This is a genomic window from Domibacillus indicus, assembly GCF_023715895.1.
In the GTDB taxonomy this organism is placed as follows: Bacteria; Bacillota; Bacilli; order Bacillales; family Domibacillaceae; genus Domibacillus; species Domibacillus indicus_A.
The window spans coordinates 371348-392464 of the sequence record NZ_JAMBOO010000001.1; the positions used below are offsets into that span (position 1 = coordinate 371348).

Consider the following 21117-nt stretch of genomic DNA (forward strand, 5'->3'; position numbering starts at 1 on the left):
CATAGCCGCTCTTTTTCTCAAATAATTCCTTTAATACATCATAATGGAAAAAGAATCGCACTCCTACTCTTTTTTTCGGCTTTCCTGTCTTACTTGTTTAGAAGTCTGCCAAAGAAAAAAGGAAAGCCAGCCGGCTTCCCTTATGAGTTAGCTAGATCGTATAATGAATCAACATCATAGCCTTTTGCTTTGTAGTAATCCAAAATACCGTAGTAAAGGGCTTTAGACATCACTGTCTGCCAGTAATCTGACTTTAGCTTGTCATTCTCCTCTTTATTCGTAATAAACCCTAGCTCCACTAACGCGGATGGCACTGTGTTGTATTTTAGTACACCTAAATCTGTTCTTCTTACTAAACCGCGGTCTTTTAAATTCCAAGCCTGCAGCATACGGTTCTGAAGTTTTTCGGACAGCAGCTTGCTGTCTGCTGAATTAGCCGTATTTGTGGCGCTGTAATAAAGCGTTTCAGTGCCGTTTGCACTTGAACTTGCTGCAGCGTTAGCATGGATACTGACAAACACATTACCGTTGTTTTTGCTCGCAAATGCAGCACGATTATTGATTGTGATAAATGTATCTGTTGAACGGGTCATCTTCACATTAAACGGTGTTTGTTTTAACAGCTCGTTCACTTTCAAGCCTGTTTTCAGCACAACGTCTTTTTCCTGAAGTCCAAAACCAATGGCTCCTGGATCCCGTCCGCCATGACCCGGATCTAAAATGATCGTTTGATTTGACAGGCGTGGATCACTTGCTGCGCTTTTTGTCTCTGTATCACGCAGATAAAAAGCATGAACGAAACCAACAACTTCCCCTGACTGAATATAAATCCAGTCACCCACTTTATGGGCTGCTGAAACTTGTACATTTTCAGCTAGTTTTCCTTTTGAACCATAAGCGGTTGACGGACCTGAGCGAATATTCAAGTCGCCCACATTCGCCCACATTGTCTTGCTAAAATCGTTCGTTTTGACTAGGCGAAACTCTGGATTGATGGCACGCGCAAGGAAAACGGAAAAGTCTGCGCGCTTCAGCAGCTGATCGGTCCCAAATGTGCCGTCATCTACACCTTGAGCAATCCCGCGTGCTGTTAATGCTTTGGCTGCGCCTGACAGTGTACCGCCGAACGAATAGTCAAATGCTTTCGCCATCATGACCGCCATTTCGCCGCGCGTTACTGGTTTATCCGGCAAAAAGCGGCCGCCGTCATAGCCCGAAAAAATCTTTTTATCTACCGCCGACTGTATATACCCGGACGCAAAATTCCCTGAACCTACATCCACAAAGTTAGTGGCTCTCTTTGCTCCATCCAGCTGCAGAGCCCGTCCAATAAACGCCGCTGCCTCTGCACGCGTAACGGTTTTATCGGCGCCAAATACTGTTGCGGATGATCCGTTTGCAATCTTTCCTTCGGCTAAATAATTAACTTCCTTTGCTGCACGGCTTGGCACATCAACAAACCCGGCTGCTTGAGCGGGCAGCCCGAAACCGGCCATTGATAGAATAAGAGCCAGTACCAAACCAATCATCGCTGCTTGTTTTTTCAAACCTTTTCCTCCAGTTCTCTTTTGTTACAAATTTCATCTCTCTATTGGTTAATTTTACATATTAAATTCTATTTTTCTATAATTTAACTTTAATTGTAATCTAATTGTTATTTTTGATATCCAATAGTCATCATGTCCATATTTCTAAAAAATTACCTGTTTACTGGTTAAATGAAGGTATTCTTCGAATCCTCTTATACTTTCGAACTATTAAGCCGATAATAAAAAGGGAGGTGAGACGTATGGATATCGCTGCTTTATCGACTGGCATAAGCCAGGCTTCTCTTAACCAAAGTGTCAGTATTGCGCTGACGAAAAAAACAATGGATATGGCCCAGCAAAATGCCAGCCATATGGTGCAAATGCTGCAGGCTCCTCATCCAACGCTCGGAAAATCAATTGACGTAAAAGCGTAACAGAAAAAGCAGCGGATCAATCCGCTGCTTTTTCTGTACGCATAATATAAAATGACAATGGTTTATCGCCTTCATATCCTTCTCCATTATCGATTACACCAAGCTCTTTCACAAAATAATATAAAATGATGATATATTCCTTTAAGCTGGATGCAAGTACAACCCGCTCATTATATTCATGATCCACCTCGACGACCTGCCCGTACTGGCCCTTTGTATCTGGATCAAGGTCGATGGCAATAAAGTTGCCGCCCCCATCATGCTGAAAAGGAATTTTGTTGGACAGCATTTCATTATTTTTCACATAACCAGCCGGGATGGATTGAACCGGATACCGTCCTTTTATATTGCGGCCCGCAAAGTTGACTTCACGGACAATTTCATCCCAGTTCATCAGCGGGTTTCCGCCAATATGCGCATATGCTGCGCCTTCTTGTTCAATATCTTCTATCCACTGATCGGCGTCGTTGCCGTTACAAAGCGTGTAAAGCGTGACGAAGTCTTCAATCGGTTCTGCCTCATAATGGTTAAAAACCGAGAAAATCTGTCCTCTTTCATTTCCCGGCAAAAGCGGTGTGCAAAGCCTGCCAAATGTCCCACTTAAAAAAGCATGGTATTCTTTCCAGAATTCTTTAAATGGCATTGATTTGTATGTACGGATAAATTCTTTTAAGCCTGGCACGGAATGGTACACACCATATTGAGCATGATGATTCTTTGCTTCAAGCATTGCAGTCCCTCCATTGCTTTGTTTAAAGTTTATACCCACCCTTTTTTCTCACATAATGAAGTAATATGCGCCAGATGATGACGGCCATGCCAGGCATAAATGCCAATGTTTTCGCCGATCGTTACATGGCCCGAATCAGGGTGTATAAATGTTTTATTTATATCGTTTTTCGTGAGGCTTGATAGGAGTGCTGTCCATCGTTCATGCAGCGCTTCAAGTAAAGAAAGAGACACTTCAACGGGCAGGCGGCTGTCCGTAAGATTCGCCCACGCCGCTTCATCATACGGCTTGATAACAGGTGTGGCTTCAGTCAGGGCCAGTTTAAAGCGGATAAACGCATTCATATGGCTGTCTGCAAGATGATGCACAACCTGCCGCACTGTCCAGCCGCCGTCCCGGTAAGGTGTATCAAGTTGCTCATCTGTCAATTGTTCTACCGTTTGGCGCAGTAGCAAAGGAAAGGTTTTAAGGTCCTCTCTCCAGCCACTAATTACGTTTTCCGTTAATTCATCAGGCCGGGCAAAGGAGCCAATTGGAAATCTCTCATTCATTGCTTTTTCCTCCCCATTTAGTATCATTTCAGCAAAAAGCTGCTGCTCTATAAGCATTTAAACCGGAGCAGCCGCCATCCTTTTACTGATAAACGTCAATGTATCACCCCATGCTTTTTCTGCCGATACTTGATCATAGTTTGATGAAAAAGGATCACTGAATCCATGACCTGCTTCATACTGGATCGTGTGGATCAGCGGGTGATTGAGCGCTTTGATTACCTCACTCACTTGAAAAGACGGCTCCTCACTCGGAAAAAACAGCAGGACCGGACAGGCAGCCGATATGTGCAGATAGTTTCGAATACGAGAACCATAAAACCCGATAATCCCCGTCAGGCCTGCTTCCTCGCTGCAAAGCCACGCGACAGTTGCTCCTGCACTAAATCCTATTAAAAAAACTTGTTTATATTTCTGTTTGCACGCAGCAATTAGTGCTTTCACCTGCTCTGCTGCCTTGTGAAAACCAACATGTTTCATAAAAAAAGTATAAGCTTCACTTTCCTGCTCATAGGTGAAGGGTGTGGCTCTCCCAAGTAAATTAGGGCATTGTATATCCAGCCCTTTTACCGACAGTTTTCTGCAGATGCCTTCAATATGCTGATTGATTCCGTATATTTCATGCAGAACAATGGTGACCGCGTTACATTCCACAAACCGGCTTTCCCTTCTCCAAATTGACCTGTTCAAAGTGCTCAACATCAGGAAACGGTTCGTAAAAGTGATGCAGCAGCTCTTTCCATTTCTGATACTCAGACGATTGTCTGAATCCGTCCGTATGATCTTCAAGCTGTTCCCACTGAACTAAAAGTAAGTATTTCCCCGTCACTTCCAGGCAGCGCTGCAATTCATGTCCTTTATATCCTTTCATCGAGACGATAAGCGGCGACGCCTCGCGAAATGCTTCTTCGTATTTCTTTTCCATCCCCAGCCTTACCTGCAGCATAACCGCTTCTGTTATCATTCTGATCGCTCCCTTTCCCTTCTATTGCTAAAACCTTACTAAAAAAAGAAAAAAATAGCAAAAAGCCCGGCAGAAGCCGGACTTAAAAGAATGTATTTTTATTTAGTTAAAATTGATTCCATGAATTCATTCATTTCTTCACTCAGCGCATTTAAATCCTCAATAAGCGCACTAAACTGGGCAACAAGCTCCGCCTGCTCAGCAGAAGATTCTTTGATCCGGCTTACTTTATCAGCCAGCGTGCCAATGTTATCCGTAATTGCATGCAAAGAAGAAGTTACATTTTTTGTGACAGCTGTTGTTTGAAGAGCCAGCTTGCGTACTTCGTTGGCTACAACGGAAAAACCTGCTCCAGCTTCTCCTGCCCGCGCGGCTTCAATGGACGCATTCAGCCCTAAAATATTGGTTTGCTGTTGAATTTTATGAATCTCACCCGCTTCCTGAACCGTTTGCTTCGTCCGGTCCAGGGATGCCTGTGACTGAGCAGAGATTTCTTCACTCGATGCGGCCAACTCCTGCGATTGGGCGGCAACCGTTTGAATACTGTTTTGCAGTCCTTCCGTAATAGAATGCATCCGGCCAATAAATGATTCCAGCTTTTCCTGTTTTTCAAGCGGCGCCGCTGTAGCAAGTGCACCGATGATCTGTCCGTTTTCATCCCGAATAGGAAACGCTTTTGCCTGCAATGCCACCCCGTAGATATGCTTTGGTATAACCACCGAGCTGCTTTTGCCTCTTAAAGCTCCACGGAGACTTTGGTCCTCAGCAGGAATGGGATCTCCCTTTTTTAGTCCAAAATCTACTTTCGACGTTGGCAGGTAAGCTAGAAACTTTTCTTTATCTGTAATTCCTTTACAGCTTCCACCCATCCGTTTAACCGGCTCATCTAAATCCCCTTCTTTATAAAAAGCTTATTCTCCTGTTTATATCGTCTTTACCTCTAAAATATATAGAGGTGTTTTGCAATGAACAGGCATTTATAATTTTAAATAAATACATTCATCAAAAAGGACCTCCAAATGCTGCTTGGAGGTCCTTTTTTCCCTTATTCGCTATTTGAATTCAGTTAAAATAAACTACTGAACAAAATATATTGATCTCTTAATTTTTCTTCATCGGATTTGTCGGCTGCGTCTCTCGTTACATCGCGTTCACGGGCTAAGACATAGACTCCGTCGTCTTCTGCGGCTAGTTTTGTTAAAATATGCATCGACTGAATATCTGCTGTACCAGGATCAAATTCGTGTAACGAAGCCATTTTTCATTTCCTCCTCTTAATTCAGTTTGATCTATCAGGCAACCTACTGAAAAAATGAAAGAAGCTCGACATTATCCTGACATTTCCTTTTTGCACCGGCCCCGCCTGCGCCAAATACACTGACAGCCACTCACGCTATCCCGCCTAAGAACACACATGTCGTGTGTTCTTCTTTTTTACCCGGGCAAATCTATTTTCAAACCTTTTTCTATTATTTTTTTCTAAGATTATATATGTATTGGGCAGAACCTGCTGCACAGGCTCAGCTCGTTCTTATCCGGTCCTTCCCATCCTTACATCCAGCGCCGTCTTTACGACTTCATAATGATGCCCCTGCAGGCTCTCTAAACACTGCAGCAGGTGAAAAGGCCCTGATCCATTCCATAAATGAAGCGCAAGCCGGCCAAGCTGGACCGCGCCGGCGCTGAGATCGTAGACCGAATCATCCTCTTCCCATTGAATGATCCAGTCAACTGGCGTTTCATGCGTATCTAATTCAGATACTATATGTTCAAATACCATCGGCACGGCCAGCAAATAGCAGGCAGCCGCATATTCTAAATCGTACTGGGCAAATTCCCATTGAATTTGTGTTAATTTAAAATTGACGGCGTGGTGATCATCCACAAAATACATGTACACCGCTCCTTTTTCTTTACTTTTTGCGCAGCAGAACATCTTTTCAATATACCCACGCTTTCTTGTATTCATTCCCATCTTAAAGGGAGTGTTTCCAAAAAAGCCCCCAAGCCTATTTATCGTGTTATGATGTAAAAAAAGAAGGAGACGTACGATGAACCGTTTAAAGCAGTGGGCACAGCAGTTAAAGCGCCAGTTGTTTATGCTGTATTTCGCATGCCGCGATCCGCGGGTGCCCTGGTATGCAAAACTCTTTACTGCCTGCGTTGTCGCGTATGCATTCAGCCCAATCGATTTAATCCCGGATTTTATTCCCGTTTTAGGTTATATCGATGACATTCTTCTCGTCCCGCTCGGTATTTTTTTCGCATTAAAAATGATCCCAAAGCCGGTAGCAGCGGACTGCGAGGAACGAGCACAAAAGCTGATGAAAAATGGCAAGCCAAAAAACTGGATAGCAGGTATTTTTGTGCTGCTTATCTGGGCAGCTGTTTTAACCTGGGTGGGACTATGGATTTGGCGACGGTAAAAAGTCCGTCTTCAGACAATTTTCTCACAATTTCTTCAATTCTCATTGACAAATCAGCCAATCGATAATACGATTGTAAAAAATGAAACGATAAAACGCTTTGATTGGGAGCATTAAGGAATCGTGATTGTCAAGAGAGCTGCCGCTTTGGTGAAAGGCAGTCAATCGCATCCCCAACTCGCCCATGAGCGGCAAAGCTGAAACGGCAGTAAGCTTTGACGGACGCCCCGTAATCAGCCTACAAGCGGGTTTATGCATTTGCATAAACCAATGAGAGTGGTACCACGGAAGGTTAACGCCTGTCGTCTCTTTACTAGAGATGACGGGCGTTTTTTATTGAGCCCGATACAGGAAAGGATGACAGAAAATGAAAAATGTAAACAAATACACGCGCAATTACTTTATGCCGCCGACAACAAGCTTAAAATGGACACAAAAAGAGTACATCACCAAAGCTCCAACATGGTGCAGTGTTGATTTGCGTGATGGAAACCAGGCGCTGATCATCCCAATGAACCTGCAGGAAAAACTAGAATATTTCCAAGTGCTTGTAGATGTTGGTTTTAAAGAAATCGAGGTTGGTTTCCCGGCCGCATCCGAAACCGAATATACATTTCTTCGCACATTAATTGAACAAGATTTGATTCCGGATGATGTGACAATTCAAGTGTTAACGCAGTCACGTGAGCATATTATTCAAAAAACATTTGAATCGCTTCGCGGTGCAAAAAGCGCGGTCGTTCACTTGTACAACTCTACTTCCCTTGCACAGCGTGAGCAAGTGTTTAGACGTTCTAAAGAAGAAATTAAAGAAATTGCAGTCAGCGGCGCAAAGCTGTTGAAAAAATATGCAGCTGAAATAGAAGGCAACTTTAAGTTCCAGTACTCGCCAGAAAGCTTTACGGGTACGGAAATTGAGTACGCGCTTGATGTGTGCAACAGTGTCCTTGACGTGTGGCAGCCAACCGCTGATAACAAAGTGATTATCAACCTTCCAGCTACTGTTTCTATGTCTATGCCGCACGTGTACGCAAGCCAGATTGAATTCATGAGCGAAAACATGAAGTACCGTGAAAATGTGATTTTATCTCTTCATCCACACAATGACCGTGGCACAGGCGTTGCTGATGCAGAGCTTGGCGTACTCGCAGGCGCGGACCGCGTAGAGGGCACGCTGTTTGGAAACGGTGAACGAACTGGAAATGTAGATATCGTCACGTTAGCGCTTAATATGTATACACATGGTGTAGATCCGAAATTGAACTTGGATAACCTGCCGGCGATCCAGGAAGTGTATGAACGTGTTACCCGCATGACGGTTCCAGACCGCCAGCCGTATGCAGGCAAGCTTGTTTTCACCGCTTTCTCAGGTTCACACCAGGATGCAATTGCGAAAGGCATGAAATGGCGTGAACAGGAAGAACGCGAGCATTGGACCGTTCCGTATCTGCCAGTTGATCCAGAAGATATCGGCCGCGAGTATGAAGGCGAAGTTATCCGCATTAACAGCCAGTCAGGCAAAGGCGGTATCGGCTATCTTCTTGAACAGGCATACGGTTTTGAACTTCCGCCAAAAATGCGTGAAACACTCGGCTATAAAGTGAAAAACGTGTCTGACCGCAGCCAAAAAGAATTGATGACAAACGAAATTCACGACATCTTTATGGAGGAATTTGTGAATGTAAGCGAGCCGGCTAAGCTGATCGATTATACATTTGAAGGAAAAGATACCGTGAATATTAAAATTGAAGTAAACATGAATGGCCAGTCAAATGAATGGCATGGCAGCGGAAATGGTCGCCTGGACGCTGTGAACAATGCGATCCAAAAAGAGCTTGGCATTTCCTATAAAGATTTAACGTACAAAGAGCATGCCCAGGAAATCGGTTCACAGGCCAATGCCGTTTCTTACGTGAGCATTACGTCCGACAATGGTGCTGTTTACTGGGGCTGCGGCATCGACCCGGATATCATGAACTCATCTATTAAAGCCCTGTTCAGTGCTGTAAACAACTTGTTGAAAGTGGAACAAGAACGCTTTGCAGCAACAAAATAATACTAAAAACCCGTTCCCGGCTCGGGAACGGGTTTTTACGCTTCAAAAAAGCAGCTCCTTTAAAGGGAAGCTGCTTTTTGTGATGGTTCTGCTTTCACGCTTAAACTGACCGTGTCGCCTATTCCATACTTTGGTTGAAAAACAGACTGGTGGACAGTCCAGTTTTCATTTTCTACTTCAACCGTATAGTGTATTTCCTTGCCTTGATATTGAACCGTCAGAACCGTTCCTTTTAAACCTTCTTCCTTTTCTCCGGCCAGCTTCCATTGTTCAGGGCGAACCGGGCATAGTCCCTCTTTTTTTAAAGACTCCGTTACTCCGATGTCCGGCCACCTTTCCCAAGGAAATTCATTTGGAATGAAAAAATCCTGCTCCCATTTTCCTTTTACCATATTACACTTGCCAACAAAGGAAGCGACAAACGCGGTTTCCGGTCTTGTGTACACAGCTTCCGGTGATCCGATCTGTTCAATTTTGCCGTGATTCATCACCACAATTTTATCGGCCATTGCCAATGCTTCACCCTGATCATGGGTCACATATACAACGGATGCATGGGTTTCACGGTGAATACGCTGAATTTCATTGCGCATTTCCACGCGCAGTTCGATATCCAGTGCGCTGAGCGGCTCGTCCATCAGCAGTACATCTGGCAGCGGTGCGATTGCCCGTGCCAATGCTACCCGCTGTTTTTGACCGCCGGACAGCTCAGCCGGGTAGCGGTCGAATAGCTGCTCAAGCCCCACTAGTTTTAATACCTGCTGCACCCGCGCCCCTATATCCTGCTTCCACTCATTACGTGTATGGTGATGATGGCGGAGCGGAAAAGCCACATGTTCATACACCGTCATATGCGGCCAAAGCGCAAAAGACTGAAAAACCATACCGATGTTTCTTTTCTCAGGCGGAACAAGCCGTTTTTTCGAAGCAGCCAGAAAGCCGTCTATATGAATATCTCCTGAAGAAGGCTTCATAAAACCAGCCAAAAGCTTTAAGAATGTTGTTTTCCCGCAGCCGGATGGTCCAAGAATGGCGGTAAATTCCCCTTTTCGTATGCTCAAATCCATTTCATGCAAGGCGGTAAAGGAGCCATACTGTTTTGTCACATTGTTGACTTCAATCATCGCTTTTTCATCACCTTTCGCTCCCACTGCCTGCTCAAAGCAGTAAAAAGCAGGCCGCCCGTTAAAATGGCCAGCACGAGCACGCTTGCAAAAGCAGTGGAATACGTTGTATAGCCTGCTTGTTCATAATTAAAAATTACAACACCAATCGTTTCCGATCCAGTTGACCAAAGCAGGCTTGAGACAGTTAATTCCGTCAGCACCATTAAAAAAACAAGGAGTGCGCCGCCGGCAAGCCCCGGAAATAGAAGCGGCAGCAAAATCCGCCGCCATTTAACCCAGCCATGCGCACCAGATACTTTCGCCGCTTCTTCCATAGAGGGATCCACCTGCAAAAGTGCCGTATAGCTGCCTCTAACCTGCAAAACAAAAAAACGGGTAACATATGCAATGAGCAAAATCCAAACGGATCCGTAAAGGCCGGGATTCCAGCCTGGGATTGGCTGCATCCATGCAAAGATCATGCAAAGGGCCAGCACCGTGCCTGGTAATGCATAGGGAACTGTCACAAACAGCTCCATCCATTTTGCAAGAAAGCCATCTCCCCGGTAACGCAGATATGCCAGAGCAGTGCCCGCTACAAGGCAGATGCCCATTGTGAAGACTGCCAGCCATACACTGTTCCACAAGGCAGAGCCAGTTTTGGCATCTTCTAAAAACACATAATAATAGTTTTCGAGCGACAAATTTTCAGGGCGGAAGGGGAGCCCGTATGCTTTAATAAGTGAAAGTGCCCCCATGGCAAGAAACGGCACCAGGCTTGTCACCCCTAAAAACAGCCATATGCCCGCTTCAAGAAGCTGCTGCGGGCGCGAAGCCAAATAAATGCGCGGATTTGTATCACGCACTACGGTTTCGGTGACCCGGCTTTTTTTCAGCAGCAGCCATTGTAGAAAGGTTCCGGCAAGTGCAATGGCGCCAAGCAAAACAGATAAAACGGCAGCGCGTGCAAATGATGATGGACCAAATCCAGCGATCTGCTCATAAATATAAGTGCTGAGCACACGAATATTGGCGGGGATCCCTAAAAAAGCGGGAATGCCAAAGTTGTCTAGATTGGTTAAAAATGCAAGGAGGCCGCCGCCGGCAATACCGGGCAGGGCAAGTGGCAGCACAACTTTCAGCAGAACGTGCTTTCTGCCAGCTCCAGACGTTCTCGCTGCGTCTTCCAGCTCCCGTGGAATTTTGCGGAATACATCTACTGTAAACAAGTACACAAGCGGGTAATGAGACATTCCCAGCAGGAAGATGATGCCGCCCATGCTGTATAAATTGGGCGCCCAGCCGAACAGTGAAAACACAGGGCCGCTTTTTCCTAAAAATTGAATCCAAGCAAGCGTCGTAATATACGACGGAATAATAAACGGCAGAAAAATAAATAACTGCATCCATCGTTTTCCACGCAAATGAACATAGGCCATAATCCAGGCCATTGATACACCGAGTACAAGCGACAGTATAGTGGAGCCTGCTGTCGTATATAGGGTATTTCTAACAGCTGTCCATGTAGCTGCTTCTTTCCATATACTTTCATAATGAGCCGAGGACCACGTACCATTATCAAGCACACTAAGAAGGAGAAGACGAAATACGGGAACAACGAACATAAACACAACAAGCAGTAATCCAAGTACCATGAGCCATTTTTTCATTCCAAAAAAAGAAGAGAAAGAAGGGGCTTCCCTTCTTCTTTCCGGTGCGACTGATTGAGGTGAAATCATTCTGCTTACCTTTACTGCTGGCCAAACATGCCGCCGAACAGCTCCTTGTCTTCTTCACGTGCTTTTAAAAGCTCTGACGTATCTGATGTAAGTACATTGAGTTCCTCTACAGTCCGCAGCCCTTCCGGTGCCTCGATCCCTTCCCGGATTGGCGTATAGCCAATTTCTGCTGCAAGCTTCTGCCCTTCTTCAGATAAAACAAAGTCTACGAAGGCTTTGGCGGTTTCTTCGTTATCGGTGTTTTTCATAATGCCGACCGGCTCGGTGATAACCGGCACGCCTTCTTCTGGATAAACAAGTTCAACCGGCGACCCATCCTGCTTTGCACGTGCCGCTACAAAATCAACAACCATACCATATGTTTTCTCACCAGATGCAACGGCTTCAAGCACGCCGCCGTTTCCTTTCGTAATGCTCATTTCATTGTTTTTCAAGCTCTTATAGAAGTCCCAGCCTAATTCCTCCTGCCGTGTGATCACACCTAAATTGTAGGCAGCAGCGCCGGAATAAAACGGGCTTGGCATAATACTTTTTCCTTTTGCTTCCTTCCCGGCCAGTACGCTCCAGCTCGTTGGCATTTCGGCCGCTTCGTTTGTGTTTACGACAAGTCCGGTGGCCATAACTTTTGTTCCAGTATAAGTGCCATCCGGATCTTTAAAATCATCGGGGATGTGTTCCGCTTCCGAAGACTCATAATTCATCAGCATATCTGCTTCTTTTAAGCTTTCAAATGTGACCGCATCGGCAACAAGCAGCACGTCCGCCTGTACACTCCCTGCCTGCTTTTCTGCCTGCAGCTTGGAAATGACTTCTTCTGTTCCTGAGCGGAATGTTTCCACTTTCGCTTCCGGATACTTTTCTTGAAATGCCGTGACAAGTGCCTGTGCATCTTCATCAGGCTGTGATGTATAAAAGCTGAGTGTGCCTGATACACCCGCTTCTTTTTCACCACCCGCTGCTTCCCCTGATTGCAGCGCCTCCTGTGAACATCCTGCTGAAAGTACGGCTAGTGCCAAAGCTGGCAAAACATAATGACGCATGAAAATTCCTCCGCTTCTTTTTACTCCATTTTCTTGTCATTTATTGTAACGGTTCATTGTGAACGAAGAATAAAACAAAAATAAAAGTTATGTTGAGTTCTTGTAAACGAATGGAAAATCGAAAAAAGCTGTATATCAACGGTTTGGAGCCGATTGTAAAGGCACTGTAAAAAAATGTTCATCTTTTTTAAAATAAAAAGCAGCCTTTTAAAAAGGCTGCTCGCTGTTTATAACTATAAAGTAAATTTTCGGTTTAATTCATCCAGCTCGCCCGACATAACCTGCAATTTATTCACCTGGCTTTGTGTTACTTCCGCCAGATGATTCATTTGTTCGGCGGATGCTGTTACTTCCTCAATACCCGCTGCATTCTGCTCGGAAATAGCGGCTACTTCCGTCAGGGCATTAGACATCTCGCTTTGGCGTGTGAGCACTTCTTGAAGACGGCTTTGCATTTTTTTGATAGCATCATCCATAGAATGAATTTCCCCTGTAATATCCTTAAATGCTGCTCCAGTTTGATTTAATCCATTTTTACTTTCTTCCACCTGCTGAAGTCCCTGCTCCAGGAAAGAAGCCACCTCATTCGTCGTTTCATTTACACTTTGAACGATACGCTGAATTCCTTGAACGGATGTAGATACTTGATCAGAAAGCTTTCGCACCTCTTCCGCCACTACAGCAAAGCCTTTTCCTGCATCGCCGGCGCGCGCCGCTTCGATCGCTGCATTCAACGCCAGCAGGTTTGTTTGATCCGCGACTCCGCTTATAAAAGAAACAAGTGCCTGCACTTCATTTGTTTTTGCTTCGAGCTCTGTTACTTTTTGAACGGATTGGCGTACTGTCACATGCGTTTTGTCCATTTGGTCAATGGCTGACGTCATCAGCTTCTCGCCCTCTCTCGTCCTCTGCATAACTTCATTAGATGAGCCCGAGATCGCGCTGCCCTGTTCTGCAGTTTCTAAAACAAGAGAGGAAAAGCGGTTCATGCCTTCTGAGATGCCGGCTGCTGCTTCGGCCTGCTGCTCTGTGGCAGTTGCCATTTCCTCCATTGTCACCGCAATTTGGCTGCTCGATTCTTTCATATGGTGAGACATCTTATATAATGAATCGCTTTGGCCCCTCACCTCTACAGAGTGAAGCTGAATGTCTTGAAGCATGCCTTCAAGCGTCTTAATCATGGTTTGAATCGACCCGCTGAGAACACCAATCTCATCATTGGAAGCAGCCTGGAATGCCTGTGTTTCCTTTTTTGCTTCATGAATGTTTCCATTTGAAACAAGAGCTGCTGCCCGATTTAGTCTTGCAAGTGGGTTCAGTCGTTTCGTCAGGAAAAAGAACAGGATGCCCAGCAGTAAAGCGAGTGCTCCTAAAAGCCCTGCTATAAGCAGCGGAATAGAATTCTTCATTACATTTTGAATGATGGTTTTTACAATATTGGCTTCTAGATCTACACCAAGCACCCCGACTACATTGCCGCTGGCATCTTTAATAGGAGCAAAAGCAGACATGTAGTCGCCGTAGTCTGGATCACTCACAACCTCTGTGGCAGCTGTTTCTCCTTCAAATACAGCTGCTACGTCCTTATAGCTCGTTGCGGTCGTCGGTTCTCCGATCGCCACAGCATCTTCCGCTTTTGCCATGCCATCTACCATGATACCAAGTGATTCCTGCCCGTCTGCCTGCAATGTATATACGTACATAGCACCAATTTTTTCCCGATAGTCATTGAGCTGAATACGCAGCTTTTCATACGTTTGATCTTTTTTTGGATTTTCTAAAAAATCACTGTACACTTCGGGATCAATGCTTTCCGCAATCCGCTCGGCATGCAGAACAGCCGTTTCGCGGACAGTTTGTTCAATCGCTTTTTTCGTATTTATGTACATAAACGATCCGATCAAAAGAAACAAACCGATCAACAAAGCTGTAACTAGTCCGATGACGGTCCGTTTCAAGGACCCTGCTTTTTTCCTTTTCATTATATTCCTCCTCACTCCGCCCTTTATTTGCTATATCCTTTATTACATCGGTTTTCATGAAACTTTTTAAAGAAGCAAGCCATTGTTTTTCCAAAAAATATACGTTTTGGCTGTAACCCTTTTAGGTAAGTGTCATGGCCATTCGAATCATATCACGGCACTGAATGCCGTTTTCCCAAATTTCTTCTTTGTAATGTCGGAGAAAAAAATCGCGGTCAATGCTGATCATGCGAAAGCCGCACTTCTGATAAAAAGCAATCTGAGAAATGCTTGAATTACCAGTACCAACTTCCATTGTTTGATAACTCCCGGCTTTAGCCTGTTCGATCGCGTGGTCCATAAGCTGCCTGCCAATGCCGGTTCCTTGGCGGGTTTCCTCTACAGCAATATTGACAAGCTCTATTGTTTCAGGATTAACAGGCAGAAGGATATACGCACCAATGATTCTGCTTTCTTCTTCAAGTAAAAAGCACCGTCCCCGTTTTACGTATTTCTCTACGATAGACCGGGAAGGATCAGCCAGCAGCAGCAGTTTATATGGTGGTGCTTCCGATGGTTGAAGCAGGCGAATGTTCATCGAATCGTCTCCTTGTAAACGCTATCTTTCTTTCAGAATCGCTTGATCAGAAAAGAGAAGAAAATTCCTATTCCTTCTACATATTATTTTCATAAGCACAATCAGCAATATCATACCATATTTACCGTGTTAACCCTCAAAAAATCCTGCTTTTTTTAAAGGTACATGCCGTCTAATCATACTTTTAAACTACCAAAACGTTTGAATAATGCAAAAAAAGGGTATATAGTCATGGATAGACTTTTACATATTCGATTATTAAGCTGCCGGCATATAGGGACTGGGCACGAATAAAGGAGAGCTTATGGAATTTTCACAAGAAAAGCATGCTTCCTCATTATTGGTTCATACATTGGACCTTATTGAAAACGGGGCTGTCATCACAAATGCTGCTAAACCTGACAATCCCATTGTGTTTGTCAACAAAGGATTTGAACGCGTAACAGGGTATTCAAAGAAAGAAGCGGTCGGAAGAAACTGCCGGTTTCTGCAAGGAGAAGAAACCGACAATAGCAGCATCTCCGAAATGAGAAGAGCGATTAAGCTTGTACGCCCATTTGAACGTACACTTTTAAACTACCGTAAAGATGGCACACCGTTTTGGAACCGGATCAATATTAAGCCGGTCCGGCTGGATAACATGCTTTATTTTGTTGGCCTCCAGTACGATGTGACGGATAAAATCAACTTGAATGTAGATATTGAAGCGGCAAAAAAAGAAATTGAAGATTTATCTATCCCGATTATTTCTCTTGATGATGAAACGATGGTCGTGCCGCTTGTCGGCCAAATGGATGCAAACCGGTCTTTTCTGCTTATCGATAAGCTTTCTGACAAACTGTTCAAAACAGAAACGGAGCATGTGATTGTGGATGTGACCGGGCTCTATCTGGATTCTAATATGACGGAGGAATGGATACAAAACCTTCGAAACACCGTTCGGCTGCTGGGAGCGGAATTGATCGTCAGCGGTGTTTCTCCCAAAATGGCCTTTTACTTTAACCGGACCATGAACGATATCGCTGACATGCAGTTTTACGCCAGTCTGCAGGTGGCTCTCGGCAGCATTAAACGGAACCCACCGGGCAGGGTGTGAAGACTACATAGAAAAAAGCACTCCAAATATGGAGTGCTTTTTATTTTCTTATTGAGCGGCTTCGGTCGCTGGTACACCAGCAGGCTGTTCAAATGATTCTTTTACGTTTGCGCTCGATGTAGCTGTAACCGGTTCAAAGTTAAACGGCGCTACAATTTCTTTTTCAAAATCGCTAACCAGCATTGTGCCTTTTTTGCCCGTTAAATCTTCATGACGGATTGTTAATGTCATACGATCTGCTGACAATGTATAAGACGTGGGGTTAATTTCGTTTTCTGTGCCATCACTGTAATCAAGAGAAAAGTAAAGCAGGCTGGCAATTTCTCCTGGCGTATAATCGTCTGGTACTGCTTCCTCTAAAACAACCTGTGTAGAGGTAGCTGATGTAACAGTCGCTTTGACTGGAACTGGATAATACAAGTTTTCAAATTCAAACATAACCGCAGCATAAAGCAGGTTCGCAAACTCGCCACGAGTAATGTTTTGATACGTGCCATAGGATGTTGCTGTTTTTCCGTTTGTAATACCTGTGCCGTATAAAGCCTCGATATACGGCTGGAATACACCGCCTACGTCTGTAAACGGAGTTTCTTCCGCATAATCTTGAAGTTCAAACGCAGTAACAAGGAACTTCGCCATTGCACCACGGCTCAGCGGCTCGCCTGGCTTGAATTCCGTTTTCGTTACGCCAGAGACAACTCCGTATTCTACAAGGGCATTCACCGAACCTTTAACCCGAGTATTTAAATCTTTAAATCCAGCATCCGGCGCGCTTTCTGTATCCAGTCCAAGCAGATTGGAAAGAATAACGGCAGCATCTCCGCGCGTCAGCGTCTGCTGTGTTTCGAATTTTGTTTCGGATACACCGTTAATGGCTTCGATCATATATAAAAACTCAACCGCTTCCGCATATCGGTCCCCGACATCTGTAAAAGGAAATTCATAATCTGCATGATCTGCTGCGCTTGCAGGTGCTGAGAAGCTTGCAACAGTGACAGTAGCGGCAGTAGCGGCGGTAAAAAATGTGTACTTATTCAAGTATGCTAGTCTCCTATCTAGGTGTGTTGAGCTGATTTTAGCATTTACAGGCAGACACGTAAATAGTTCGCTAGCATTGGAAAAATGAGTATACTTCTAAGGTCTAATAGCACTTGTTGAAAACAAGGATCAATTTCATTTTTTCGACTGTTTTACAGGGCCTTTGTAATGATCTCTTATTCTATTTTCCTTAGAACATTTCACCTAAACATGAAATCATATTTACTGCAGTTCGCCATTTTAGAAAAAGGCTCCGGTTTCGTATTCTCTATTTCTGGTCAGCAATGACGACATCGCCTGCGGTCGGTTTTATTTCTTCCACCTTTATTCCAGTGTATAAAACGAGGAGGAGAATTCGCTGAGAAAGACATCGTTTTTTACACATTTTAGCATAGAGCACTTCATTTATTTATTTTTCCTTATTTGTTTTATTTTGAAAAAAGTAAACAAAGCTTGTTATCTTTTTTAATAAATAGGTTTTTCTTCCTAGAAAAGAAGGGAGAATTGACCGATAATAAGGATAGGACTGTGTAGAAACGAGGAATTCTTTATGTTTACGTTATCCGCTCCATCAGGATATATCGAGCTATCCGGAAATCATTCACTTTTACTTGTACTGTTGTCCATTTTCATTGCATGCCTGGCTTCCTATACGGCTCTCTCGCTCAACGAACGAGTGCGAAAAAACAGTTTTTTCCACCAGTCGATTTGGCTGCTTTTATCTTCTCTCTCAATGGGATTTGGAATTTGGTCTATGCATTTTATCGGCATGAGTGCTTTTTCCATGCCTATGGAGATGCATTTTGATTATGGCTGGACCTTTCTTTCTATTGTGCCGGCGATTCTCGCTTCTTTTTTAGCGTTTTATTTAGTCAGCCGGCCCAGGCATTCTCTTTTTTCGTTTGTTCTTGCCGGCGTGACAATGGGGATCGGCATCGCAGCCATGCATTACACAGGCATGGCTGCGATGGCTACAAATGCCATCTACCGATATCACCTTGGCCTGTTTATTTGGTCTATTATCCTGGCCATCTTCGTGTCATTTATCGCGCTATATGTTTTTTCCCAGTTAAAAAAGCTAATGGAAAAATGGACGTTCAAGCTTGTTACGGCTCTTTTAATGGGAGTGGCCGTTTCGAGTATGCATTACACCGGGATGAGTGCGGTCACTTTTTTTGCTTTACCTTCCGCTATAACAGGCGGTCATGCTGATCATGCCAATATGAATATGCTCATTATGCCGGTAACCGCCGGAATATCTTTTCTGCTCGTCCTGCTGCTGTTTTCGAGCATATTAGACCGGTATATTGATTACCGCATCAGTTATTTCGACGGACTTACCCGTCTGCCTAACCGTCGCTTGTTTGAAAAAACACTCAATAAACCAGCTGAACGATGCAGTTTAGCGATCTGGCATTTCGATAATCTTGAACAAATCAACCAAAGCTACGGCTATGCGTTCGGCGAGCAGGTTCTTCAGCAGGTTGCATGCACGCTGCGAGAAGCGCATCCGGGCTTTACCGATTTATATCGGATTGATGAAAATCGCTTTGCTTTTCTTGCCCCGGCAGTTGAACCTGATATTTTAGTTCAGGCGATGAAAACAATCGCATTAAAATGGAAGGAACCTATAGAGATCGAGGAAAAATGGATTGAGCTCGCTTCCGTGTGCTCCGTTTCTTCGGTCAGCGGGACGGATACGACTCATCAGCTGTATGCAGAAGCGATGGCTGTATTGGAGTACCCCCTTCTTTCATACAATCATGATGTTGTTTTATATGACCCGGCCGTTCATGCATTTTCCGTTGAACAGGAGATTTTAGGAGGACTTACACGGGCAATGGAAAAAGACGAGCTTTTCCTCGTCTATCAGCCTAAAATCATGGCAGATACAGACCGGCTTGCCGGATTTGAAGCGCTCATTCGCTGGCGTCATTCTGAACATGGGATGCTGTCGCCAGGCATTTTTATTCCGATTCTCGAACAGCATCATCGCATCAATGAGCTGACAGACTGGGTCATTGACCGGGCAGCCCGGCAAATTGCTGAATGGGAAAAAAGCGGACTTCCTAATCAAAAAATTGCTGTAAATATTCCAGGCGAGTACGTAACATCGCCCCGTCTAAAGGCGGCTTTAAAAAAAGCGCTTGAACGTTACCATGTGAATCCGAAGCAGCTTGAGCTTGAGATCACAGAGACAAGCGTGGTGCAATCTGCTGAAAGTGCCATCCGGGCGATCGGCTCGTTCCGCGATCAAGGATTTTCTGTAGCGCTTGATGACTTTGGAACAGGCGTATCGTCACTGTCTTTTTTGCGTCAGATGCCGATTACAACGCTCAAAATTGATAAATCATTCGTTGACCGGGTGCCGCTTTCAGAAAAAGATTCTGCCATTTTAAATGCCATTATTACACTTGGCCAGTCGCTGAATTTGCATATTGTCATTGAAGGGGTTGAAAAAGCGGAGCAGGTACATTTTTTAACTGAAACCGCCCGTTCCCTTATTGTGCAGGGCTACTATTACGCCAAACCAATGGTACCAGATGAGCTTGCCGAATGGCAGACCCGTTTTTCAACGGCATCCGGCGTAAATTAATCCATTATAAAAAACGGCTGTCTCTCATCGAGACAGCCGTTTTTTGTTTCATTTAGATATAGAAACCACGACTGCAAGCCGGGCGGCCAATGCTTGTTTTTCCTTGCTACCTGGCTGCTTCTATATAAATAAGCATTCCCCAGTCTGCCTGCTGAATCGATTCTTCGGTTGTAGAGCTTGCAGCTCCGTTCACTTTGTTCATTCCATATCCCCAGACAGCTTTTCGTTCATCCGGTTTGATCTTCAAGCCTTCGTCGCCGGCATTCTCAGCAAGATCAGCTGCCCAGCTTATGGATGTGTCACTTGGAACATCCACGGATGAAGAAAGTGATAATTCATTGCCATTACAAGCAATGGTCACAAGCTGGCTGTTTTTATTTGACAGATCGGGCTGAAGCGAGAAGCTTACCTCTTTAATATCCCCTTGCGGATCATTTGACAGTCGACTGCCTTTCTGCGCTATTTTGCCGTTTTGCCATATATCGAATGTAATAGCGACATCGGACGGCTTATTTAATATAACGGCATCGCCTTGAATATGGAGGTGTGGCTGTAAAGCTTTTTCTCCTCCTTTAAATAATTCACTGGCTTTGACAGTGATCACTTCTTCCCCGGCCTGCTTTTTTTGCTTTAAACCCTCTCCCTGTGAACAGCCGGCAAGCAAGAAACCCGCCGCCAGTATATATGTCCATTTCTTCATTTCTTCCCTCCAAGATTCTGCCTGCACTTGAACCATATAAGCGGAATCATCCCGCTTTTCTTGTCCAATCGTGATATACGTACTAACATCCGGCTGGTCCGGCAGAAAAAAATGATTTTCTTAACGATGCTGCTTCCTGCTTTCATCGATTACTGCACCTAACTTGTAATGGACAACTTCGCTGCCCGGGAAGGAAGCTGTTTTTTGTTTGAATCCTTCCTTCTCCCCAAACAAAAAAAGAAGCAGCACAGCGGCTGCATGTAAAAAGGATAAAACGGCTTAGTCACGCTGTTTTTCCTCATAAGGATGTTCATGTTTTGTTTCTTGCTGACGTTTATAGGAATGCGAATCAAAAGACTGGCTGAGCTGAAGATCATCATACGGCGTGTAGTAATTGTCCGGCAGCGACTTCTTTTTAACAGCTTTCACAACCAAAAATATGGCAACGGCCACAACCATTAGGATAAAAAAGGCTGGCATCTGATCGCTCCCTCCTATGGGTATTGCCACTATTTTATACCATTTTTGGAACAGAGACCATGATTATTTCCAG

21 protein-coding genes and 1 other annotated feature are annotated in these 21117 nt (G+C 44.5%); of the genes, 5 read left to right on the forward strand and 16 right to left on the reverse strand.

All coding sequences use genetic code 11. The annotated features are described in order from the left end of the window. Positions 1-140 precede the first annotated feature (140 nt). A complete protein-coding gene (locus M3221_RS01975; protein ID WP_251269863.1) occupies positions 141-1547 on the reverse strand; it encodes an N-acetylmuramoyl-L-alanine amidase in 1407 nt (468 codons plus the stop codon). A gap of 242 nt (positions 1548-1789) precedes the next feature. Between M3221_RS01975 and M3221_RS01980 the strand changes: the two genes are divergently transcribed. Then, the gene (locus M3221_RS01980; RefSeq protein ID WP_251269864.1) at positions 1790-1963 is read left to right on the forward strand and encodes a YjfB family protein; all 174 of its coding nucleotides are present in this window, start codon (positions 1790-1792) and stop codon (positions 1961-1963) included. Positions 1964-1979: 16 nt separating this feature from the next. Here the strand turns inward: M3221_RS01980 and M3221_RS01985 are convergent, their stop codons facing one another. From M3221_RS01985 to M3221_RS02015, 7 genes are all read right to left on the reverse strand, one after another. Next, positions 1980-2693, reverse strand: coding sequence for an SMI1/KNR4 family protein (locus M3221_RS01985; RefSeq protein ID WP_251269866.1), 714 nt, complete (start codon positions 2691-2693; stop codon positions 1980-1982). A gap of 29 nt (positions 2694-2722) precedes the next feature. Continuing rightward, positions 2723-3244, reverse strand: a complete 522-nt coding sequence (locus M3221_RS01990) for a YfiT family bacillithiol transferase (RefSeq protein ID WP_251269868.1) — start codon at positions 3242-3244, stop codon at positions 2723-2725. Between the two features lie 57 nt (positions 3245-3301). Next, positions 3302-3898: a dienelactone hydrolase family protein gene (locus tag M3221_RS01995; RefSeq protein ID WP_251269869.1), complete on the reverse strand. Its 597-nt coding sequence runs from the start codon at positions 3896-3898 to the stop codon at positions 3302-3304. Then, positions 3888-4208 carry an antibiotic biosynthesis monooxygenase family protein gene (locus M3221_RS02000; RefSeq protein WP_251269870.1) on the reverse strand — a complete coding sequence of 107 codons (321 nt, stop codon included), beginning with the start codon at positions 4206-4208 and terminating at the stop codon, positions 3888-3890. Before M3221_RS02000 ends, M3221_RS01995 begins: the two co-directional genes overlap by 11 nt. A 98-nt stretch (positions 4209-4306) precedes the next feature. Continuing rightward, positions 4307-5077: a methyl-accepting chemotaxis protein gene (locus M3221_RS26200; RefSeq protein WP_285878594.1), complete on the reverse strand. Its 771-nt coding sequence runs from the start codon at positions 5075-5077 to the stop codon at positions 4307-4309. A gap of 197 nt (positions 5078-5274) precedes the next feature. Next, the gene (locus M3221_RS02010; protein WP_251269871.1) at positions 5275-5466 is read right to left on the reverse strand and encodes a hypothetical protein; all 192 of its coding nucleotides are present in this window, start codon (positions 5464-5466) and stop codon (positions 5275-5277) included. Between the two features lie 273 nt (positions 5467-5739). Beyond that, the gene (locus tag M3221_RS02015; protein ID WP_251269873.1) at positions 5740-6102 is read right to left on the reverse strand and encodes a hypothetical protein; all 363 of its coding nucleotides are present in this window, start codon (positions 6100-6102) and stop codon (positions 5740-5742) included. Positions 6103-6259: 157 nt separating this feature from the next. On the opposite strand from M3221_RS02015, the gene M3221_RS02020 reads away from it, so the two are divergent. Next, on the forward strand, positions 6260-6634 hold the full coding sequence (locus M3221_RS02020) for a YkvA family protein (RefSeq protein ID WP_251269874.1): 375 nt from the start codon (positions 6260-6262) through the stop codon (positions 6632-6634). 91 nt (positions 6635-6725) lie between these two features. Further along, positions 6726-6947, forward strand: a binding site (T-box leader). Between the two features lie 54 nt (positions 6948-7001). Beyond that, positions 7002-8690 carry a 2-isopropylmalate synthase gene (locus M3221_RS02025; protein WP_251269875.1) on the forward strand — a complete coding sequence of 563 codons (1689 nt, stop codon included), beginning with the start codon at positions 7002-7004 and terminating at the stop codon, positions 8688-8690. Between the two features lie 59 nt (positions 8691-8749). On the opposite strand, the gene M3221_RS02030 is transcribed toward M3221_RS02025, so the two are convergent. The 5 genes from M3221_RS02030 to M3221_RS02050 form a co-directional block, all read right to left on the reverse strand. Then, positions 8750-9841: an ABC transporter ATP-binding protein gene (locus tag M3221_RS02030; RefSeq protein WP_311316115.1), complete on the reverse strand. Its 1092-nt coding sequence runs from the start codon at positions 9839-9841 to the stop codon at positions 8750-8752. Continuing rightward, positions 9811-11535, reverse strand: coding sequence for an ABC transporter permease (locus M3221_RS02035; RefSeq protein ID WP_251269876.1), 1725 nt, complete (start codon positions 11533-11535; stop codon positions 9811-9813). Before M3221_RS02035 ends, M3221_RS02030 begins: the two co-directional genes overlap by 31 nt. 11 nt (positions 11536-11546) lie before the next feature. After that, entirely contained in the window at positions 11547-12575 is a 1029-nt protein-coding gene (locus M3221_RS02040) for an ABC transporter substrate-binding protein (RefSeq protein WP_251269877.1), read from the reverse strand. A 233-nt stretch (positions 12576-12808) separates the two neighbouring features. Continuing rightward, positions 12809-14557, reverse strand: a complete 1749-nt coding sequence (locus tag M3221_RS02045; RefSeq protein ID WP_251269879.1) for a methyl-accepting chemotaxis protein — start codon at positions 14555-14557, stop codon at positions 12809-12811. Positions 14558-14678: 121 nt separating this feature from the next. Continuing rightward, entirely contained in the window at positions 14679-15134 is a 456-nt protein-coding gene (locus M3221_RS02050; RefSeq protein WP_251269880.1) for a GNAT family N-acetyltransferase, read from the reverse strand. 304 nt (positions 15135-15438) lie between these two features. Here M3221_RS02050 and ytvA point away from each other — a divergent pair, with 304 nt between their 5' ends. After that, the gene (gene ytvA, locus M3221_RS02055; RefSeq protein ID WP_251269881.1) at positions 15439-16230 is read left to right on the forward strand and encodes a YtvA family blue-light photoreceptor; all 792 of its coding nucleotides are present in this window, start codon (positions 15439-15441) and stop codon (positions 16228-16230) included. A gap of 48 nt (positions 16231-16278) precedes the next feature. On the opposite strand, the gene M3221_RS02060 is transcribed toward ytvA, so the two are convergent. Beyond that, on the reverse strand, positions 16279-17268 hold the full coding sequence (locus M3221_RS02060) for an S-layer homology domain-containing protein (RefSeq protein WP_251269882.1): 990 nt from the start codon (positions 17266-17268) through the stop codon (positions 16279-16281). 550 nt (positions 17269-17818) lie between these two features. On the opposite strand from M3221_RS02060, the gene M3221_RS02065 reads away from it, so the two are divergent. Continuing rightward, positions 17819-19864, forward strand: coding sequence for a bifunctional diguanylate cyclase/phosphodiesterase (locus M3221_RS02065; protein ID WP_251269883.1), 2046 nt, complete (start codon positions 17819-17821; stop codon positions 19862-19864). Between the two features lie 106 nt (positions 19865-19970). Here M3221_RS02065 and M3221_RS02070 read toward each other — a convergent pair whose 3' ends face one another. After that, positions 19971-20564 (reverse strand): hypothetical protein, encoded by a 594-nt coding sequence (locus M3221_RS02070; RefSeq protein WP_251269884.1) that lies wholly within the window; start codon positions 20562-20564, stop codon positions 19971-19973. Between the two features lie 279 nt (positions 20565-20843). Beyond that, on the reverse strand, positions 20844-21044 hold the full coding sequence (locus M3221_RS02075) for a hypothetical protein (RefSeq protein WP_251269885.1): 201 nt from the start codon (positions 21042-21044) through the stop codon (positions 20844-20846). Between the last annotated feature and the right edge of the window lie 73 nt (positions 21045-21117).

Excerpts from the sequence above, each read along its gene's own strand:
- M3221_RS01980 (WP_251269864.1), top strand. The coding sequence starts at position 1,790 with ATGGATATCGCTGCTTTATCGACTGGCATAAGCCAGGCTTCTCTTAAC.
- M3221_RS02035 (WP_251269876.1), bottom strand. The coding sequence starts at position 11,535 with ATGATTTCACCTCAATCAGTCGCACCGGAAAGAAGAAGGGAAGCCCCT.
- M3221_RS02020 (WP_251269874.1), top strand. The coding sequence starts at position 6,260 with ATGAACCGTTTAAAGCAGTGGGCACAGCAGTTAAAGCGCCAGTTGTTT.
- M3221_RS01985 (WP_251269866.1), bottom strand. The coding sequence starts at position 2,693 with ATGCTTGAAGCAAAGAATCATCATGCTCAATATGGTGTGTACCATTCC.
- M3221_RS02050 (WP_251269880.1), bottom strand. The coding sequence starts at position 15,134 with ATGAACATTCGCCTGCTTCAACCATCGGAAGCACCACCATATAAACTG.
- ytvA (WP_251269881.1), top strand. The coding sequence starts at position 15,439 with ATGGAATTTTCACAAGAAAAGCATGCTTCCTCATTATTGGTTCATACA.
- M3221_RS02045 (WP_251269879.1), bottom strand. The coding sequence starts at position 14,557 with ATGAAAAGGAAAAAAGCAGGGTCCTTGAAACGGACCGTCATCGGACTA.
- M3221_RS02015 (WP_251269873.1), bottom strand. The coding sequence starts at position 6,102 with ATGTATTTTGTGGATGATCACCACGCCGTCAATTTTAAATTAACACAA.
- M3221_RS02000 (WP_251269870.1), bottom strand. The coding sequence starts at position 4,208 with ATGATAACAGAAGCGGTTATGCTGCAGGTAAGGCTGGGGATGGAAAAG.
- M3221_RS02065 (WP_251269883.1), top strand. The coding sequence starts at position 17,819 with ATGTTTACGTTATCCGCTCCATCAGGATATATCGAGCTATCCGGAAAT.
- M3221_RS26200 (WP_285878594.1), bottom strand. The coding sequence starts at position 5,077 with ATGGGTGGAAGCTGTAAAGGAATTACAGATAAAGAAAAGTTTCTAGCT.
- M3221_RS02040 (WP_251269877.1), bottom strand. The coding sequence starts at position 12,575 with ATGCGTCATTATGTTTTGCCAGCTTTGGCACTAGCCGTACTTTCAGCA.
- M3221_RS02010 (WP_251269871.1), bottom strand. The coding sequence starts at position 5,466 with ATGGCTTCGTTACACGAATTTGATCCTGGTACAGCAGATATTCAGTCG.
- M3221_RS02025 (WP_251269875.1), top strand. The coding sequence starts at position 7,002 with ATGAAAAATGTAAACAAATACACGCGCAATTACTTTATGCCGCCGACA.
- M3221_RS02070 (WP_251269884.1), bottom strand. The coding sequence starts at position 20,564 with ATGAAGAAATGGACATATATACTGGCGGCGGGTTTCTTGCTTGCCGGC.
- M3221_RS01990 (WP_251269868.1), bottom strand. The coding sequence starts at position 3,244 with ATGAATGAGAGATTTCCAATTGGCTCCTTTGCCCGGCCTGATGAATTA.
- M3221_RS02075 (WP_251269885.1), bottom strand. The coding sequence starts at position 21,044 with ATGCCAGCCTTTTTTATCCTAATGGTTGTGGCCGTTGCCATATTTTTG.